The organism is Prosthecobacter sp. (assembly GCF_044222345.1).
Classification (GTDB): domain Bacteria; phylum Verrucomicrobiota; class Verrucomicrobiia; order Verrucomicrobiales; family Verrucomicrobiaceae; genus Prosthecobacter.
This window is the reverse complement of record NZ_JBGANL010000020.1, coordinates 16547-30823: the sequence shown is the minus strand read 5'-3', so window position 1 is coordinate 30823 and position 14277 is coordinate 16547. Positions and strand designations below refer to the sequence as shown.

The 14277-nt window shown below is 58.7% G+C and carries 13 protein-coding genes; 6 read left to right on the top strand and 7 right to left on the bottom strand.

What is annotated here, in order from left to right; genetic code table 11:
• The first annotated feature begins 75 nt into the window (after nucleotides 1-75).
• Nucleotides 76-684 carry a hypothetical protein gene (locus ACILSL_RS12655; RefSeq protein ID WP_395732401.1) on the top strand — a complete coding sequence of 203 codons (609 nt, stop codon included), beginning with the start codon at nucleotides 76-78 and terminating at the stop codon, nucleotides 682-684.
• Between the two features lie 53 nt (nucleotides 685-737).
• On the opposite strand, the gene ACILSL_RS12650 is transcribed toward ACILSL_RS12655, so the two are convergent.
• Nucleotides 738-1196: a hypothetical protein gene (locus ACILSL_RS12650; RefSeq protein ID WP_395732400.1), complete on the bottom strand. Its 459-nt coding sequence runs from the start codon at nucleotides 1194-1196 to the stop codon at nucleotides 738-740.
• A gap of 243 nt (nucleotides 1197-1439) precedes the next feature.
• On the opposite strand from ACILSL_RS12650, the gene ACILSL_RS12645 reads away from it, so the two are divergent.
• On the top strand, nucleotides 1440-1871 hold the full coding sequence (locus ACILSL_RS12645) for an FKBP-type peptidyl-prolyl cis-trans isomerase (RefSeq protein ID WP_395732458.1): 432 nt from the start codon (nucleotides 1440-1442) through the stop codon (nucleotides 1869-1871).
• 18 nt (nucleotides 1872-1889) lie between these two features.
• Here ACILSL_RS12645 and ACILSL_RS12640 read toward each other — a convergent pair whose 3' ends face one another.
• The 3 genes from ACILSL_RS12640 to ACILSL_RS12630 form a co-directional block, all read right to left on the bottom strand.
• Nucleotides 1890-2486 (bottom strand): hypothetical protein, encoded by a 597-nt coding sequence (locus ACILSL_RS12640; RefSeq protein WP_395732399.1) that lies wholly within the window; start codon nucleotides 2484-2486, stop codon nucleotides 1890-1892.
• Between the two features lie 20 nt (nucleotides 2487-2506).
• Entirely contained in the window at nucleotides 2507-3079 is a 573-nt protein-coding gene (locus tag ACILSL_RS12635; RefSeq protein WP_395732398.1) for a tetratricopeptide repeat protein, read from the bottom strand.
• A 65-nt stretch (nucleotides 3080-3144) separates the two neighbouring features.
• Nucleotides 3145-5166 carry an ATP-dependent helicase gene (locus ACILSL_RS12630; RefSeq protein WP_395732397.1) on the bottom strand — a complete coding sequence of 674 codons (2022 nt, stop codon included), beginning with the start codon at nucleotides 5164-5166 and terminating at the stop codon, nucleotides 3145-3147.
• 109 nt (nucleotides 5167-5275) lie between these two features.
• On the opposite strand from ACILSL_RS12630, the gene ACILSL_RS12625 reads away from it, so the two are divergent.
• Nucleotides 5276-5728, top strand: coding sequence for a hypothetical protein (locus tag ACILSL_RS12625; protein ID WP_395732396.1), 453 nt, complete (start codon nucleotides 5276-5278; stop codon nucleotides 5726-5728).
• Between the two features lie 28 nt (nucleotides 5729-5756).
• On the opposite strand, the gene ACILSL_RS12620 is transcribed toward ACILSL_RS12625, so the two are convergent.
• Nucleotides 5757-7061, bottom strand: coding sequence for a S8 family peptidase (locus ACILSL_RS12620; RefSeq protein ID WP_395732395.1), 1305 nt, complete (start codon nucleotides 7059-7061; stop codon nucleotides 5757-5759).
• Nucleotides 7062-7180: 119 nt separating this feature from the next.
• Between ACILSL_RS12620 and ACILSL_RS12615 the strand changes: the two genes are divergently transcribed.
• The 3 genes from ACILSL_RS12615 to ACILSL_RS12605 all read left to right on the top strand — a co-directional run bounded on the left by ACILSL_RS12615 (nucleotide 7181) and on the right by ACILSL_RS12605 (nucleotide 10703).
• The gene (locus ACILSL_RS12615) at nucleotides 7181-8941 is read left to right on the top strand and encodes a sodium:calcium symporter (RefSeq protein ID WP_395732394.1); all 1761 of its coding nucleotides are present in this window, start codon (nucleotides 7181-7183) and stop codon (nucleotides 8939-8941) included.
• Between the two features lie 26 nt (nucleotides 8942-8967).
• Nucleotides 8968-9123 carry a hypothetical protein gene (locus ACILSL_RS12610; RefSeq protein WP_395732393.1) on the top strand — a complete coding sequence of 52 codons (156 nt, stop codon included), beginning with the start codon at nucleotides 8968-8970 and terminating at the stop codon, nucleotides 9121-9123.
• 161 nt (nucleotides 9124-9284) lie between these two features.
• A complete protein-coding gene (locus ACILSL_RS12605) occupies nucleotides 9285-10703 on the top strand; it encodes a N,N-dimethylformamidase beta subunit family domain-containing protein (RefSeq protein ID WP_395732392.1) in 1419 nt (472 codons plus the stop codon).
• A 137-nt stretch (nucleotides 10704-10840) separates the two neighbouring features.
• Here the strand turns inward: ACILSL_RS12605 and ACILSL_RS12600 are convergent, their stop codons facing one another.
• Together ACILSL_RS12600 and ACILSL_RS12595 are read right to left on the bottom strand one after the other, a co-directional pair.
• Complete coding sequence (locus ACILSL_RS12600) at nucleotides 10841-12190, bottom strand: DUF1501 domain-containing protein (protein WP_395732391.1); 1350 nt, start codon at nucleotides 12188-12190, stop codon at nucleotides 10841-10843.
• Nucleotides 12191-12206: 16 nt separating this feature from the next.
• Nucleotides 12207-13973 (bottom strand): DUF1549 and DUF1553 domain-containing protein, encoded by a 1767-nt coding sequence (locus tag ACILSL_RS12595; RefSeq protein ID WP_395732390.1) that lies wholly within the window; start codon nucleotides 13971-13973, stop codon nucleotides 12207-12209.
• Nucleotides 13974-14277 lie beyond the last annotated feature (304 nt).

Here is a 14277-nt window from a genome sequence, read left to right as displayed (position 1 = left end):
GGCAAAGAAAACACGCTTTAAACTTTCCAATTGGCCTATATCCTTCTGTGTCAGAGAAGTATTGCTGGTTTCCACATGAATTCACGGATCGCCCTTTTCACCGCCCTATGTTTCATCTTCACACTCGCAAGCTGCGAGACTCCCGCTCAAAGGGCGCAGAGGACCAAAGACGAGCGCTTCCTCGTCGTCAAGCGGCCTGCCATGGCTGAAAAAATCATCGAGGACGTGGTCAAACTGCCTGAAGAAAAGGAACCCTCCATGTGGGAAATCGCCCAGACCTTTCCCGCCTATGACTGGTCCATCAATGCCTTCCATCGCGATGGGCTGACCGAAGAAAAGGAGGATCACTTCCTGCTCAAAGGCGACGAATCCCAGACCCCTGTCGAAATCAAGCAGATGGCTGATGTCAAACCCCTCAAGGTCGAAATGACCATCGGCCCGATTGATGATGGTTTCGGCTTCCGCAAACCGAAGCTTCACTACACCTTCAAGCGGGTGGAAGGCGGTTGGAAACGGATGACCTGGCATGTGAGCTGGCACGGCCCTGCCTCCAAAGATGGTGAGGAAGAGCCCCCGCTCAGCGAAGAGGAAAACCGGGAAAAGATCGAAAAAATCACCGGCGAACCCTACGTGGACGAAGTGGAGGCCGCAGCAGCGGCAGCCATGACCACCGCATCACTCTGAGCAAAGTACTCCCGAGCCTCCGTGCGTTCTGGAAGGCAAAAAACTCGCCCCCGCTACGCAAACACCGGCGCAAACGAATCGATCAAAGGCAGGAAAGCCTGCTTTGAAGTCTCGTAGTCGGTGCAGTTGTAATCATGCAGGCTGACGCGCACCATCCAGGGAAACTGCGTCATGCGCAGGCATACGATGCGGTAATGAGTGTTCCGTTCAAGACAGTCGCTTGCCGAAATGGCGGTCTCGCTTTCATCATGCTGCCATTCTTCGATAATCTCCCAATGGTGGTCGGTCATCGCATGCAGATTGCGAATTTCCATGTCGCGCCAGGTCGCCAAATCTGCCAGGGCAGAGGAACAAGGGTTGGTCCGGGTGAAAACGGAGATATAGGCCCCCTTGGTCCCGTCACTGGCCTCGAAATAGAATGATCTGGGCCCATCCGTTTGAGGTTTCTGCACCCAGTCGCATGGCAGCAAGATCTGCCAATGCTCGGTGCTGATGGTGTTGTAGTCGGGCATGGCTTGGTTTTCGGTGTCTTGCAGCAAATAAAAGACTTCAGATTTTTATCATGAAGCAGGTCCAATTGGCAACAGATGTCCTGCACGCTCGATGTCTTGAAGAGCACAGGACTTTGTGGCTAAACGCTTGACGAAAGTCGGTCATGAAGTCAGTTCTGGCCGATGAACGTTCTCTCCACCAGCCCCTTCCATTCTTTCCATCGTCGTCGTGCATTCAGGGCCGCCCTGCTCGGGGGCCTGCTCATGGCCGCAGGATGGGCCGGAGCCGAGGAGGCCGTCCCATTCCCCAAGCTTCCCGAAGGAGCGGGAGAGATCAGCCCGAAGGCGGCCAAGACTTTCACCGCCACCGAGTCAGGCTTGAAGTATCGCATTCTGCGCGCAGGCACCGGCGCCAAACCCACTCCCCAGCAAAGGGTTCAGGTGAACTACCACGGCTGGCTTTTCAATGGCCGGGTCTTTGACAGTTCCTATCTCCGCGGCATGCCCATCACCTTTGGTCTGAATCAAGTCATCAAAGGATGGACCGAAGGCATGCAGCTCATTGGCAAAGGCGGCATGATCGAACTCGAAATCCCCGGTTACCTCGGCTACGGCCTGCAGGGCCAGCCAGGCTCCGGAATCCCACCCAATGCGACACTCCACTTCCTTGTGGAGCTGATCGATGTGATGGATTGAGGAGGGCGGGGAGATGGCTTATTCGATTTTCAAATGAAATGAAACGGGTGGCAGTTCCGGCGCTTCATTTGGACCAGGCAAAATCAAGGTCGATTCTGTAACGCTATATTCGAGCGAGTCCAAAGATCGGACTAACACAGCTCTTGAGGGCATATCGGGCTTGTTAGTGTGTGAAACGAGTTCGATGCGTCCATCGTGCTGTATCCAGGTGCCCAAGGAACAAAGCGACTGCCATCCGAATCGGTTCGACGCAGGTATTCGCGTCAGCTTGATCTCGTAATAGTCAGGGCGAAACAAACGAAGCTGAACCTCCAATTGTTCAGATTGCCCGGACAACCTTAACTCCAAACGGGATTTCGAAGAACGGCGGAGCCGAAAAATGATCCACGGCAGGCCAATAATCATAGCCCAGAATCCAGGATCGACTACCAGCCCCACCCAGGCCTTATGTCGCCATTGAGGGTCGAAGAGCAAGCCTGTCAATATCAGCATGCCACCAAGAGGAGGCACCATGGAGTGGTGTTTTTTGGTGGCTAAAGATGTGATCAGGCAAGACCAATTTAGGAAGACGAAGACTGCTCCGATTACAACAAAGGACAGGGCAATGCTCGTCATCGATGTGCTTAATTCGCCTATTAGGCGGTTCTTGGAAGGTTTTGAATGATTTCCCGCTCAGACTTTGGCACGGGAAAGTGTCCATCTTGAACATATTTCGCGTAAGAAAGGAGTTTTGGAGTTGCTGGATGTCGAGGCTCCAGTCGCAAGGCCTCTTTGAAGGAATCAACTGCTTCATCTGGTCTGTTGGCGAGAAGAAAAGACATGCCGAGATTGGAGTGAAGTACAGGGTCGTCGGGTTTCACTGAAATAGCTTCGATGGATACCTCGATCGACTTGTCGTACATTCCAAGATGGGCTGCTGTGAGTGCTGTCTCTTTTGCCAGGCTGGGGTTGTCCGGCGCAAACTCTCGCGCTTTTAACAACCATTCGAAAGATGCCTGTATGTCTCCTAATCGCTGATGCACTTTCGCAATAGCAAACATTGCATTCCAATTCATCGGATTGATGGAGATGACTTTTTGAAAAGTTTTTATCGCTTTTCTGAGCTTTCGCTTTGTGAAGAAGCCTGGCGCGTTCGGGTCAGTAACATAGTCCAGAAAGATTTCGCCTTTAATCAAAGCAAATGCGCAATGATAAAGACTATTGTGCATGTCGATCTGAGTCTTCGAAAGCGGCGGATGCATTGCAAGTTTTACATGGGTTTTACAGCTGGTACTCACCACCCGCTCTTCACATTCCACACCTCCACCAGATCCTTCGGCAGATCCGTGATGAATCGTGAGGGCCGCATCATGATGTCGCCATCGCGCGCCTGGTGATTGATGACGGGATAAGTCAGATACAGCTCATCCTTCGCCCGGGTCACAGTGACATAAAACAGGCGGCGTTCCTCTTCGAGTGCCGCGTCACCGCCTTCATCAATGGCGCGTTTATGGGGGAACATGCCATCCGCCAGCCACACGGCGAAGACGATGTTCCATTCCAAGCCCTTGGCCTGATGACCGGTGGTCAGGGTGACGGCATCACGATCCTGCTGTTCCTGCTGAGCCGGTTTGTTGTCAGTGTCCACACCGCTGAGCAGGGAAAGCTGGCTGAGAAATTCCAGCGGATCGGTGAAGCGGTCGCTGAAGTTGCTGAGCTGTTCCAGGTCCTGCTGGCGCTGCTCGTAGTTCTTGAACTTGGCCTTCATGTAGTCCTCATACACCCCGTCGGTGATGCTGCGGATCATCTGCGCCGGGGCCGCGACCTTGCCCTCTTTGTCGATGAGTTCATCCAGCGTGTAGGCAAACTGCTCCCAGGTGGTCTTTGCCTTCTTCGGCACCTTCAGAGGAATGAGCACTTCGGAGAAACTGGAGGGCATCGTCTCCGCCTTGGCGGCGTCGGACTTCAGCCATTCCTGCCAGAGCTTCGCGGCGCTGACATTGCCGATGCCTTCCACGAGGCGTACCATGCGCATGAAGCTGACCTCATCCTGACGGTTCACCGCAAACTTCATGAACGCAGCCACATCTTTGACATGCGCCTGCTCAAAGAAGCGCAGCCCGCTGGTGATCTGAAATGGAATGCCACGCTGGGTGAGCTCCATCTGGATTTCCATGCTGTGGAAGTGGGCACGATAAAGTACGGCGATCTCATTGAGCTCTGTGCCTTCATCCTGCAGTTCCAGGATGCGTTGCGCCACGAAGGCTGCCTGTGCGGAGGAGCTGTCCAGCGAGACCAGCGCGGGCAGCATGCCCTTGGACTCGCGCGCGGGCAGGAGGTTCTTGGGGATTTGCCCCCGGTTCATGGCGATGGCCGCATTGGCCAGGTTCAGCACCTCCGGCACGCTGCGGTAGTTCACCTCGATCTTGTGCACGCGGGCCCTCGGCCAGTGCTGGTCGAACTCGAGAATGTTGGAAACGTCCGCCCCGCGCCAGGAGTAGATGGACTGTGCGTCATCTCCCACGACCATGAGATTTCCCTGCGGCCCGGTCAGCAGCTCCACCATGCGGCACTGGAGGCCGTTGGTGTCCTGGTACTCATCGACGAGGACGAATTCAAACTGGTGGCGGTAGCGTTCCAGCAGATCCTCGTTTTCCTCCAGCAGCTGCACCGTCAGCGCCAGTAGGTCATCGAAGTCCATGCAGTTGGTCTCGCGTTTCTTCTCCTGGTAAAGCGTCCGCATCTTGAGGATGCCCGAGGCCACCTCCTCAAAGTAGGGATAGCGCGTGTGGATGATCTCCTTCAGTCCGCAGAGCGTGTTGTCGGCCAGCGAGAAGATGTCTCCCAGCACCTCCGCCTTGGGAAAGCGGTAGGTGGTGGTGTCGATGCCGCTGCTGCCAAGAACGGTTTCCATGAGGTCCTTCTGGTCCTCGCGGTCCATGATGGAGAAGCCTTTGCGGTAACCCAGGCGTTCAGCGTTGTAGCGCAGAATGCGGTTGCCGATGGAATGGAAGGTGCCGCCCCAGATGCGGGTCGCATCTTGAGTGACGAGTTCTTGCACCCGCTGCTGCATCTCACGTGCGGCCTTGTTGGTGAAGGTCAGCAGCAGGATCGACTCTGGCTGGATGCCGTTGTCCAGCAGCCACGCGACTCGATACGTCAAGGTACGCGTCTTGCCGCTGCCTGCCCCCGCAATGACCAGTGCCTGCCCCGGGGGGCTCGTGACTGCTGCATACTGCTGCTCATTGAGCTCCGCCTTGTAGTCGATGCGGTTGCTAGGTTCGTGCGCAGTGTGCAGCGTGTAGTTCCGGGCCATGTTGGAAGTAGGGGAGGAGGGCCATGAGGTCAAGCTGGCTGCGCCGTCAAGCAAGTCCCTCGGGGCATGACAATCAGGATCTTGCCTGAGGCCGCGTGCCTATTCCAGGTTGCCGATCCACATTTTCGGCTGTTCATTCACCCAAGCCGCCGTGATTCCGCTCCCTGACTGGACTCGTTTAAATCCTCCCAGACTACCGTCCGGAGGTGGTTCGAATATTCATCGCCGCGTTAATGGCCGGGGGGAGGTGCTGCTGGCTTTGGGGGCGTTCCCTTTGGTCATCGTCGGAGCCATCGCAGGTGGCTCGGTGGCTGCTGTTTTGACACCTTGGCTGGCGATCCCCGGTGGCATTCTTGGACTGTCGCTGATGATTGTTCTGGTGGGAGATCTGGGACTCCTGTGCGGCATCGTGGAGACTCTTTTTTATACAGGGGTGACGTTCGTTTTCTCCGGTGGACTGGAGCCCATGGCTGATACGAGGTCGGCCTGGATCAAAGCGGGCGTGGTCGCCGTGCTATTTAGCGCAGCCACATACTCGGTCTGGAACAGCCGTCGGGATTGAATGCAGCTGCGAATGCGGCAGTTGACGCCTACTTCGGCACCTGGATCAATCCCGCCCCCACCGCCGTCGCGGGGGCCTGCAGCGGCTCCGCCGTCCGCGTCAGCAGCGGGATGATGTTCGGCCCATAATATCCACGCCCCAGCAGGTAGGCCACCACACCGCTGGTGATCGCCGTCGCCTGCGAGGTGCCGCTGCCAATGACGAATCGGTTGTCGGCATAGCCAGAAACGATGCCGACCCCAGGAGCGACGAGGGTAAGTCCCGCTCCTGAGTTGGAGAAATACGCCTGCGTGCCATTGGCATCCACCGCACCCACGCTGAGCACACCGGGAAGGCCGGCCGGCATGGAGAGCGCGGTCAGCTTTTCATTTCCCGCTGCGGCCACGACCACGACGTTGCGGCTTTGTGCATAGCGCACCGCTTCATCCAGCACAGGGGAGTCGCCATTGGCGCCGAGGCTGATATTGATGACACGCGCACCGAGATCAGCAGCCTTGATAATGGCGGATGAAACCAGCGCGGTGTTGCTCTCGCCGTTCGTGTCAGCCACCCGGATGTCCAGCAGTTTGACTGCGGGCGACACGCCGCCGACGTTCGGGTCGTTGCCTGCGATGAGAGAGGCCATCGCGGTGCCGTGACCGTTGAAGGCGCTGCCGTCGTTGACGAGGTCGTAGTGCGTGATCTTCGCATTCGCGAGTGATGGGTGGCTGGTGATGCCGGAATCGATGACGGCCACGGTGACTCCCTGACCCCAGGCCGAGCGGTCGCCGCTTGCACCAATGACATCCAATCCCTGGCTGCGAAATGGGGTCTTTCCACCGGGATTCGATGTGTCGGATTCCGCAGGAGGAGGCGGCAAGCCGGGAATGCGGGTGATGAGATTTGGGCCGACATGGGTGTAGTCCTCGGCATGCGCATTGAGATCCCGTTCAAGCGCCGTGGTGTCCCGAACACGGACTCGGGCGGTGCGCAGTTTGATGTCGTATCCCAGAACTTCGAGCCCGAGGGATGCGGCGCGGTCCCGAAATGCGGCCAATGCTTCGGGAGTACGGAAGGTGAGGAGCGCTTCGTTCGGCATGGAGCCGGGCACGTTGAGCGTGGCGATGGTTGGCGTGGCCGTCGGATTGGAGGGGGCAGGGGAGGCCGCAGCCGGTGTTTGTGGCATCGCCGTGAGCGCGGGTGAGTTGCCTGAATTCAGGCTGCGTTTTGCCGGTGTCACACCTGTTTTGAGGGAAGGCTCGACATTGGAAACCCAAAACAGCCACAGCATCGAACCTGCCATGATCAGCACGGCGGTGGCGAAAAACAGGACTGGCAGGCGGTTGGGGCGCATGAACCCGAAAAATTTCGCACATCGACGCACTGGCGCGAGTTCTGCTTTTGTGGAAATGCACGGCACTTTTCCGAACAACAACCTTGTTGTGACTCCACGCACTCCCTAACTTCACGCCCATGTCGCAAAAGAAAGAAGCCTGGGGATCACGTCTTGGAGTCATCATGGCCGTCGCGGGCAGCGCGGTGGGCCTGGGGAATTTCCTGCGCTTTCCCGGGCTTGCGGCGCAGTATGGCGGCGGGGCCTTCATGCTTGCCTATGCCATCTCGTTTTTGATCATCGGCCTGCCCATCGGTTGGGCGGAGTGGGCGATGGGGCGCTATGCGGGCGGCAAGGGTTTCAACTCCGCCCCCGGCGCCTTCGCGGTCATCTTGAACAAGCGCTGGGCCAAATATATCGGCATCATCGGGGTCATCGTCCCCGTGATGATCTACATGTACTATGTCTTCATCGAGTCCTGGTGCCTCGGCTATGCCGTCAAGTTCTGGACGGGCAGTGTGGATTTGAAATCGCCCGATCAGGCGGTGGTCATGTTTAAAATGATGAGCGGACAGCTTGCGGATGGCTCGGCGCTGACAGTCTCATGGAATACGGCGCTGCCATGGCTGGCGCTGGTTTTTGTCTTCAATTTCTGGCTCATCTATCGCGGCATCTCCGGCGGCATTGAGAAAATGTGCAACTACGGCATGCCCCTGCTCATTGTGCTGGCGCTGCTGGTGCTGGCGCGTGTCATGACGCTGGGTGCCCCTGATCCCGCGAGGCCGCACGACAATGTGGTGAATGGCCTGGGCTACATGTGGAATCCCAGCAAGGTGCAGATCGAACGAACCCAGCCTGCGCCGGGTGAGGCGAAGGTGGTGGAGGAACTGGTGGGGGCGGCGGCCATCACGGCGGCGGAGCAGAAGGTGGCGGCGAGCAACGGCGCCTTGAAGCTGGTCACCATTACCCCATGGCAGCAGCTTCAAAACCCTCTGCTGTGGATGGCGGCGGCGGCGCAGATTTTCTTCAGCCTGTCCGTGGGCTTTGGCGTCATCATTGTCTATGCCAGCTACCTGCAAAAGAAGGACGACGTGGTGCTCAGCGGCCTGACAGCCAGCAGTGCGAATGAATTCTGCGAAGTGGCTCTGGGCGGACTGATCACGGTGCCGGCGGCGGTGGCGTTTTTGGGGCTGGCCTCGGTGGCGGGGCAGGGGACCTTTGGGCTTGGCTTCACGGTGCTGCCGCTGGTGTTTGCCAAGATGCCGCTGGGGGCGTTCTTTGGCGGAGCCTTCTTCTTCATGCTCTTCCTTGCGGCCATCACCAGTTCGATCTCCATGCTCCAGCCCGGCATCGCCTTTCTGGAGGAAGCGATGAACGTGGGACGCAAGGTCAGCGTCACTATACTCGGCCTGCTCACCACGCTCGGCACCGGCTTCGTGGTCTTTTTCACCAAGGACTTGAAGGCGCTCGACACGCTGGACTTCTGGGTGGGCACCTTCCTCATCTTCATTCTCGCCACGATCCAGATCCTCATCTTCGGCTGGCACTGGGGCATCGAGCGCGGCCTGCGCGAGGCCCATCAAGGGGCGTCCATTCGCATCCCACGTTTCTTTGGCCTCATCATGAAATGGATCTGCCCGATGTTTCTGCTGGCGATCTTTGCCATGACGGTGCTGACCAGCGTGTTCGGCTTTGATCTCAGCTCGCGGACCTTTGGCAGCGTGTCATCCTACGTGGCTGATCTCATCGGCGGCGCGAAGGACGGCCGGGTGAGGGAGACAAATCTGGCTGCGCAGCTCAGCGTGGCTTTGGTCATCGTGGTGGCCGTCTTCTTCGGTCTGCTTTCCTCCCGTTCCAAGGCCTTCCAGCGCGCGGAGCAGGGCCTGAACAAACACGACTGATTACGAACCCTGCACCCCTCCTGTTCATGACTACTTCCGGCCTCATCGTCATGCTGCTTTCTGTCGGCACCGTCACTCTCCTGTTTGGCTGGTGCATTTATAAAGTGCTCACCACTCCGAACGAAACAGAGAAGGTGCACGGGGTGGAGTTCCACACGCCGGACATGGACGCGGATGGTTAGAAAATTCAGCGCGCTCTTTGGGATGATTTCTCGCAGATCAGAATTTTTGATGGGTGATCTGTCGGCCAATGAAAGCTTTCAGCACAGGAACCGCGTCCAGTTCAATGAGGTCAACAGACACACGGCTGATCGTTTTCGCATTCAGCCGGCGTATTCTTTAAATGTCCCTGATCACCGCTGAAAACTCCAAACCCGGCTCGCACGACTGGCAGCTCACCCGCATGCGCCTCGACAAGAACGAGGGCTTTCGCTCCTCCTTCATTGAAGGCTACTGCTCGCGTCAATCCGTGAAAGCAGGCGAGATCCTTGACATCTTCGTCAGCACCAAACCCACCGCTCGCTTCAAGCTCGAAATCTTCCGCACCGGCTACTACGGCGGCTGCGGCGCGCGCTTGATGACGGAACTCGGCCCCTTTGAAGGCAAAGAACAGCCCGTGCCCGAGATTGGCGAGAAGCGCCTCCGCGAATGCCGCTGGGAAAAGACCACCTCCATCACCATTCCTCAGGACTGGCTCAGCGGCGTCTATCTAGGCAGGCTCACCACGCTGCCAGCCTCGAAGGACGAACCCTACTGGCAGAGCTACATCGTCTTCATCGTCACCGATGATCGCAAGGCGGACATTCTCTTTCAGTGCAGTGACAACACCTGGCAGGCCTACAACAGGTGGCCGGACAATTACTCGCTCTACACCGATCCAAAGGGCAACCAGGGGTCGTCGTCCGATGTGAGCTTTGATCGTCCGTACGCAAAGTATGCGCAGATCTACGAAAATCCGCAGTCCGTCGGCAGCGGCGAGTGGCTGTGCTTTGAGTTTCCCGCCGCCTACTGGCTGGAGAAGGAAGGCTACGATGTGACCTACTGCTCCAATGCCGACATGATCACCCCGGATCACGGTTTGAAGTGCAAGGCCTTCATCAGCATCGGCCACGACGAATACTGGGACATCCGCCAGCACGACAGCGTGGCAAAGATGCGCGATGCCGGCGTCAATCTGCTCTTCCTTTCCGGCAATTCCGTCTGCTGGGTCACGCCTTTTTCCCCCAATGCCGACGGCGCTCCCCTTCGCCGGATCTTTCGCGGCGGCCCCTACGGAGGTGACTACAAGTATGCCGTGGATCGCGAGAAGGATTACGGACCCTATCCGCATCGCGGACCTGACGAAGGCTATCTCATGGGCGTGCGCAACATCGATCCCGTGAACGGCGGCGGCGACTGGATCTGCACCAAGCCCGGGCACTGGGTGTTTGAAGGCACCGGCATGAAGCAGGGCGACACCCTTCCCGGCATGATCGGCTGGGAGTATCATGGCGATGCACCCAAAGATCTGCCCGGCCTCGCAATCCTCGCCGCTGGCACCGCCTTTCAGGGCGGGACCAATCCACAGCAGTGGCAGGCCGTGATCTTCGACGGCCCCAAGGGCAACTTCATCTTCAATGCCTCCACCATCTGGTGGGCGCAGGGCCTGAGCAAACCACCCGGCCACATGCCGGTGTGGAGCCACTACTCACGTCCGCATGGCACCGACGCACGCGTCCAACGCATCACCGCGAATCTGCTGAAGCGGGCGCTCGGTGCGTAGCCCTTAGTGGGGCACGGAATTGATTCCGCAGCACTCCGCAGCGAGCGATACTCCGAGCTTCCCCTTAAATCTCGCCACATCACGGATCAAAGTGTTTGCGGCGCGAGGGGCAGGCCGTGTTCGTCGAGTGACGCCCCTCACGCCAAAATCGCCTTCGCTACCTCGCCGCTCACATCCGTCAGCCGGAAATTTCTTCCCGCATACCGATATGTCAGCCGCTCGTGGTTGATCCCCAGCAGATGCAGCACCGTGGCATGCAGATCATGCGTGCCGATGATTCCCGTCTCCGCCTTGTCCCCCATCTCATTCGTGCTGCCATAGGTGAAGCCTCCCTTCACTCCGCCACCCGCCATCCACATGGTATAGCCACCACCATTGTGACCACGGCCATTGTACGGCTCATTGTCATACCCGCTGCCACGCCCAAACTCACCACCCCAGATGATCAGCGTGTCCTTCAGCATGTCCCGCTGCTTCAGGTCCGCGATCAATCCCGCGATCGGCTTGTCGATCGACGTGCACTGCCGCGCCAGATTGTCCCGCAGCCCGTTGTGATGATCCCACCCCGGGGAAGTCAGCTGTATAAAACGAACGCCCTTTTCCGCCATGCGCCGCGCCATCAGGCACTGCGTCCCAAAGCGCTCCGTCGCGCTTTCATCCAGCCCATACAGCTCCCGAATGCTCTGCGGCTCCTTGTCCAGATCCAGCACCTCCGGCACACTCGTCTGCATCTTGTAAGCCAGCTCGTAGCTCTGAATAATCCCCTCGATCTCCGGATTCCCCGGATCACCGCTTAGCAGCTTACGGTTCGCCTTCTGAATAAACTCAATCTGCTTCCGCTGCTGCGCATCACTCAGCCTGCCATTGCTCAGGTCTGGCACACCGCCACCGCCGCTGCTCAGCCGCGTCCCTTGAAACGTTGCCGGTAGAAACGCCGAGCCATAGTTCATCGCCCCGCCATTGTCCGCCGCCGGATTGATCGTCACAAAACCCGGCAGATCCTCCGCCTCAGTACCGAGGCCGTACACAATCCACGCCCCCATCGACGGCCGCACAAACGTCTCACTCCCGATGTGCAGCGCCACCGTCGCCATCTGGTGCGCGTTCGTGCGCGTCTGCATCCCGTTCAGCAGGCACAGCTCATCCGCATGCTTCGCCAGCTCCGGAAATGCCTCCGAAATCATGAGCCCGCTCTTCCCTCGCGGCTTGAATTCAAAGACTGACCCCATGTACTTCTGCACCTTGTTCGCCTCCGCCTTCGCCAGCTCCGGCTTGTGATCAAACGTGTCCAGGTGGCTCGGCCCGCCCTGCATGAACATAAAAATCACCCGATTCGCCCGCGCCGCAAAATGCGGCTCCTTCGGTGCCAGCGGATTGATCGTCTTCGGCGGTGCCGCAGCCCCCGCCCACTGCTGATGCAAGGCATTAAAAGCCAGCCAGCCAAAGCCGGTGGAAGTCGATTGGAGGATGGAACGACGTGTGGTCATGGTAGAAAATGAAAGGTTAAAACACATATCGAAACTCCGCTGTTCCCAGCAGCGCCTGCACCAGCGTCTGCAGATCCAGCTCACCCGCATCACGCGACTCCTCGCTCGAAGGCTCCCGTCCCAGCACAAGCCGATAGACCGCTTTCACATCCTTCCCGGCCTTCGCCGCGATCTCGCCCGCCAGTTCCTCCACCATCGGGTTGTTCATAAAAAACAAAGCCTGCGGTGCCACCGTCGTCACATCGCGCTGTCCCTTGATCTGCGTCGGTCCGGGGAAATCAAACGTGCTGAAAAGTTCCGGCACATTGTCCCGCACTACCGGCAAATAGATCGTGCGATACCCGTCTTCCACACTGAGCAACCCGCGCGTCAAACCATGTCGCCCCTTGCCACCCGTGCCCGCCACCTGGATGCCTTCAGGCCGGTCAAACGTCAGCTTCCCCGCCAGTTGCAGCAGCGTGTCCCGCAGCGGTTCCAGTTCCAGCCGCTTCGCATTCATGCGCCACCGCAGCTTGTTTCCCGCATCGGGATGTTCCGGATTCCCCGTGCTCGCCAGCCGGTACGTGCGGCTCAGCATCATCGCACGAATCATCCTCTTCACCGACCACCCGCCTTCCACAAACCGGATCGCCAGATGGTCCAGCAGCTCCGGATGCGTCGGGTCACTCCCCGTGATCCCAAAATCATCCACCGTGCGCACGATCCCTTCACCAAACAGATGCTGCCAGATCCGGTTCACCGCCACGCGCGAAGTCAGCGGATGCGTCGCCTGCGTCATCCACTGCGCCAGTTCCAGCCGTCCCGAGGCCTTCGCCGGAATCTTCGGCAGCTGCGGCAGGGCAGGCAGTCCCAGTTGGCCGCGCTCCGGTGCCGCTTGCCGATCATGCGGATCTCCACCCACCGCCAGCTCGCAGTCCTTGATCTCTCCCTCGATCACCCCCATGCAAAAGTGCGGATCCACATCGTAGCGGATCGTCGTCTTCGGATTCCCCAGCGCCCGGATGTCATCCATCGAATGAATCCCCTCCGGCAGCTTCGCAGGCGGGCCCACCGCCTCATCCAGCTTCGTCGGCAGATCCACCAGCATCTCCGGATCCACATAGCCCGAGCCCTTCATGTCGCTGCGATTCGCCTGACCCGGCAGCGTGCGGCTGCTGTAAAAAATGCCCGCCAGCGCATAATAATCCTTCTGGCTCACCGGCTCCGTTTTGTGGTCATGGCAGCGTGCACAGCTCAGCGTCAGCCCCATGAACGCCCGCGACACCACATCAATCTGGTCATCCACCTGATCCAGCACAAACTGCTCATAGTCCCCCTCCTGCAAATTCACACTGCCCAGCGCCAGCATGCCCGTGCCCACAATCTGATCCCGCTTTTGCAGCACCGTCGTCGCCGGCAAAAGATCCCCCGCAATCTGCTCCGCCACGAATCGGTTGTAAGCCTTGTCCGCATTCAGCGAATCAATCACCCAGTCGCGATACTTCCACGCATACGTAAACGGCGCATTCCACACCCGGCCCACGCTGTCCGCATACCGCACCACATCCAGCCAGTGCCGCGCCCACCGCTCGCCAAAACGCTCCGACTGCAAAAACGCATCCACCACCTTCGCAAACGCCACATCATCCGCCGCCGCATCCTTCACAAAATGCTCCACCTCCTCCTGCGTCGGTGGCAGTCCACGCAGATCAAACGACGCCCGCCGTATCAGCGTCAGCCGCGCCGCATCGCCAATCGGCCGCAGATTCTCCTTCTCCAGCCTCGCCAGGATAAACCGGTCCATGTCATCCCTCGGCCACGCCCCATCCTTCACCACCGGAACCACCGGCCTCAGAATCCGCTGATACGACCACGGCGTCTCGTTCTCATACTTCTCCGCCGCAGGGAGAAGCGCACCAGAGATCAAAAGAACGCAGAGAGCGCCAAACGCGGCCCTCCCTCTCCCCGCCCCTGATTCACGACGGCAACAAACATTGCTCTTCGGGGAGAGGGCTGGGGTGAGGGGGCAATCTTTCCGCCGCTCCCGAGAGCATAAGGCAGCAAGGTCATGGAATAATTGAAAACGCTCTGCGGACGAAGTTCTCATG